At 70.1% G+C, this 4,251-nt stretch carries 2 protein-coding genes and 2 pseudogenes; all 4 read left to right on the top strand.

From position 1 onward, the window contains the following. Positions 1–168 (top strand): annotated as a pseudogene (locus tag B3446_RS23070) (3-isopropylmalate dehydratase); the annotation flags it as partial. A 10-nt stretch (positions 169–178) separates the two neighbouring features. Further along, positions 179–1,849, top strand: coding sequence for a hydantoinase B/oxoprolinase family protein (locus B3446_RS23065; protein WP_105238454.1), 1,671 nt, complete (start codon positions 179–181; stop codon positions 1,847–1,849). Next, entirely contained in the window at positions 1,846–3,894 is a 2,049-nt protein-coding gene (locus B3446_RS23060; protein ID WP_291385659.1) for a hydantoinase/oxoprolinase family protein, read from the top strand. The genes B3446_RS23065 and B3446_RS23060 overlap by 4 nt, the downstream gene beginning before the upstream one ends. A 9-nt stretch (positions 3,895–3,903) precedes the next feature. After that, a pseudogene (locus B3446_RS23055) lies at positions 3,904–4,251 on the top strand (isochorismatase family protein); the annotation flags it as partial.

Genomic DNA, 4,251 nt, shown 5'->3' with positions numbered 1-4,251 from the left:
ACCCTGGCCGAGGGCGAGGGCATCACGTTCGACCCCATCGCCGGCCGCATCGGCCGCCCCGGGGGCACGCCCGCCGAATTGCACTGCGAGACCGTGCCCGGCTTTTTGCTTGACATGGTGCAGGCCGGCGGACTGCTGAATTTGCTGAAACAGCGTCAAACCTCTTAGGAACAACATCATGCTTGACCCCGTTACCCTGGCGGTCCTGAAGGGCCGCCTGGAACAGATCGCCGACGAAATGGACGCGACGCTGTACCGCAGCGCGTTCAACCCCATCATTGCCGAGGCCCATGACGCCTGCCACGGCATGTACGACGCCGCCACCGGCGCCACGCTGATCCAGGGCAAGTCGGGCCTGCCCGTCTTCGTCGGCGCGATGGCGTTCGCGGTGAAGGCGGCGGCCAAGACCGCGGCCGAGCGCGGCGGCATGACGGACGGCGACGTGTGGCTGTTCAACGATCCGTACGAGGGCGGCACGCACGCCAACGACTTCAAGCTTGTCAAACCGGTGTTTCGCGGCGGCAAGCTGTTCTGCTTTCTGGCGTCCGCCGCCCATTGGCACGACGTGGGCGGCGCGGTGCCCGGCAACTACAACCCGGCGGCCACCGAGTGCTGGCAGGAAGCCGTGCAGATCCCGCCCGTGCGCATCGTGCGCGCCGGCGTGCTGGACCAGGACGTGCTGGCCATCCTGAAGGCCAACACCCGTCTGCCCGACAGCCTTTGGGGCGATCTGAACGGCCAGCTGGCCGCGCTGGAACTGGGCGCGCGGCGCCTGGACGGCCTGCTGGACGAATACGGCGACGCGACGGTGCTGGAATCCCTGGACACGCTGCGGGAACGCGCGCGCCGCCTGATGCGTGACCACATCGCCCGCCTGCCGGATGGCGAGTATGCGTTTGAGGACATGCTGGACAACGACGGCGTGCGCGACGCGCCGCTGCGCATCGCGCTCAAGCTCACCATCGCCGGCGACCGGCTGGGGCTGGACTTCACCGGCACCTCGCCGGCGTGCGCGGGTCCGGTCAACATCTCGCGCGCCACCGCCATCGCGGCCTGCTATGTGGCGCTCAAACACCTGTTTCCGGACGTGCCGGCCAACGCCGGCGTGCTGGATGCGGTGGACGTGACGCTGCCCGACGGCCTGGTGATCTCGGCCGACCGCCCGCGTCCCGTGGGCGGTTACACCGAAACCATCTTGCGCATGATCGATGTGATCTTCTGCGCCATGGCCCAGGCCGCGCCCGACCGCGCCATGGCCCAGGCCTACGGCACGATCAACGCGCTGTCGATCGCCGGCTATCGCAGCGACGCCGCCCGCAAGGGCCAGCGCTGGGTCATGTTCAGCTTCTTTGGCGGCGGCCACGGCGGGCATTCGGATGGCGACGGCCTGAGCCACGGCAACGCGCCGATCTCCACCGCCACCATTCCGCCGCTGGAAATCCTGGAGGCCGCATATCCCGTGCGCTTCACGCAATGGGCGCTGCGGCCGGACTCGGCGGGCGACGGCGCGCACCGGGGCGGCCTGGGCGCCATCTATGAAATCGAATTGCTGGAAGACAGCGCCGAAGCCTTCATCTTCGGCGAACGCGGCCGCAGCGCACCCAAGGGCATCGCGGGCGGCGGCCAGGCGGCGCTCAACGTCTTCCGCTATCAGCAGGACGGCCAGTGGCAGTCCCCGCCCATGAGCTCGAAGATGCTGGGCATCCGGCTGCAACGCGGTGACCGCGTGCGCCTGGAAACGCCGGGCGGAGGCGGCTATGGCGAGCCCGCGCGGCGCGATGCCGCGGCGCGCGAGCATGACCGCAAGATGGGCTATGTCAGCGACATTCAGAAGGAGCAGTCGGCATGAGCGCGGCGCAAGGTTTGGTGGTGGGCGTGGACGTGGGCGGCACGTTCACGGATCTGTTCGTGCTGGACGAGGCGGGCGGCAGCGCCCGCGTGGTCAAGGTGCCGTCGACCCGCGGTGAGGAAGCGCGCGGCTTTATGAACGGCATCGCGCGGGTGGCCGACGGCGCGGGCGATATCGCGACCATCGTGCACGGCACCACCGTGGGTACCAATGCGCTACTCGAACGCAAGGTGGCGCGCACCGGCATCATCACGACCGAAGGCTTTCGCGACGTGCTGGAAATGCGCCGGCGCGACCGGCCGCAAACGTGGGGCCTGCGCGGCAACTATGAACCCGTGGTGCCGCGCGACCTGCGGCTCGAAGTGCGCGAGCGCGTGCTGGCCGATGGCGCGCTGCACACGCCCGTGGATCTGGACCAGGTCGAGGCCGCCGCGCGCGCGCTGCTGGAAGCGGGCTGCGACGCGGTCTGCGTCTTCTTCGTCAACGCCTACGCCAACCCGGTGAACGAGGCCCAGGCTGCGGCCCGCGTGCGGTCGATCTGGCCCAACGGCAACGTCACCGCTGCGACCGAGGTGCTGCCCGAGATCCGTGAATTCGAGCGCTGCTCGACGGCCGTGCTGAACGCGGCGCTGCAGCCCGTGGTGGGCAGCTACCTGACGCGGCTGGAATCGGACCTGCAGCAGCACGGCTTCGAAGGCGAGCTGCTGGTGGTGCAAAGCAATGGCGGCGTCATGTCGCGCCAGACGGCGTGCGACGTGCCTGTGCGAACCGCGTTGTCGGGTCCTGCGGCCGGCGTCATCGCCTGCGCGGCCATCGCGCGCGCCGCGGGCTTTCCCAACGTGGTCACGGGCGACATGGGGGGCACCTCGTTCGACGTGTCGCTGGTGGCCGAGGGCGAGGCCTCGCTGTCGGCGCAGACCGCCATCGACTTCGGCATGGTCGTGCGCGCCCCGATGATCCAGATCGAAACCATCGGCGCGGGCGGCGGCTCGATCGCAAGCGTGGACGCCGGCGGCCTGCTGCAGGTCGGCCCGGAATCCGCGGGCAGCATTCCCGGCCCGGCTTGCTACGGCCGCGGCAACACCCGTCCCACGGTCACCGACGCCAACGTGCTGCTCGGCCGCATCGCTGCGGAACGTCCGCTGGGTGGCGGCCTCCTGGCCAAGATGGACGTTGAATTGGCGCGCGCCGCCATTGACGAGCACGTCGCGCGCCCGCTGGGCCTGGACGTCCACGCCGCGGCGGAGGCCATCCTGACCGTGGCCAACGCCAAGATGGCGGGCGCGATCCGCGTCGTCTCCATCGAACGGGGCCACGATCCGCGCAAGTTCGCCTACATGCCCTTCGGCGGCGGCGGCGCGCTGCACGTGTGCGCCATGATGAACGAGGTGGACGCCGCCCACGGCATCGTCCCGCGCTATCCGGGCGTGACTTCGGCGCTGGGCTGCGTCATGGCCGACATGCGCCACGACGGCGTCCAGACCCTGAATGTGGCGCTGAACGCGCTGGATGCGGCCGACCTGCTGGCCCGCATCGACGGGCTGGCGGACGCGTGCCAGGCGCGTCTGGATTCGGCGGGCGTGTCCTTCGAGGGCATCCGCGAAAGTATTGAACTCGACATGCTGTACGTGGGCCAGAGCCACACCGTGCGCGTGGAAGTGGGCCGGGCGGACCTCACCCGCGACGGCATCGCCGCCGCATTCGACCGCGCCTACCAGGCCGCCTTCGGCCGCAGCCTGACCGGCATTCCGGTCCGCATCCTGAATCTGCGCTATGCCCGCATCGGCCAGCGCCCCAAGTTCGATCTGGCCTTGCTGGCGCCGACCAGTACTGCCATGCCCGATGCGCTGGGCACTCAGCGGGTCTTTCACGCCGGGCAATGGCACGACGCCGTGCGCTACGCGCGCCTGGATCTGCCGGTGGGCGCCGAGGTGGCGGGGCCCGCCATTCTCGAGCAGCCGGACACCACCATCTGGATCGAGCCCGGCTTCGCGGGCCGCGTCGATTCCCTGGGCAACATGCTCATCGCCCGCACCGCATCGTAGGAGCCCGCCATGCACGCCTTCGATCCCCGCACGACCGCGCTGGTCATCATCGACCTGCAGAACGACTTCCTGGCGCCGGGCGGCGCCTATGACCGCGGCGGCGCGGTCAGCCCGCAGGCCAGAGCCTTGCCGGCGCGCGTGGCGCCCGTGGCCCACGCGCTGAAGGGGCAGGGCGGCTTCGTGGCCGCCAGCCAGTTCACGCTGTGGCCCGACGCGCACGGCGAGCCCATGATCTCGCCGCACCTCAAGCAATTGCGCCCGTTCCTGCGCCGCGGCGACTTCGTGGCCGGCTCAACAGGGCAGGCCAACGTGGCCGAGCTGGACGGGCTGGTCGACGTGTCGGTCTGGAAGGTCGCG

This window comes from Achromobacter sp. UBA5777 (genome assembly GCF_002418565.1).
In the GTDB taxonomy this organism is placed as follows: Bacteria; Pseudomonadota; Gammaproteobacteria; order Burkholderiales; family Burkholderiaceae_B; genus Achromobacter; species Achromobacter animicus.
This window is presented reverse-complemented; position numbering and strand designations above follow the sequence as displayed.

Excerpts from the sequence above, each read along its gene's own strand:
- B3446_RS23065 (WP_105238454.1), top strand. The coding sequence starts at position 179 with ATGCTTGACCCCGTTACCCTGGCGGTCCTGAAGGGCCGCCTGGAACAG.
- B3446_RS23060 (WP_291385659.1), top strand. The coding sequence starts at position 1,846 with ATGAGCGCGGCGCAAGGTTTGGTGGTGGGCGTGGACGTGGGCGGCACG.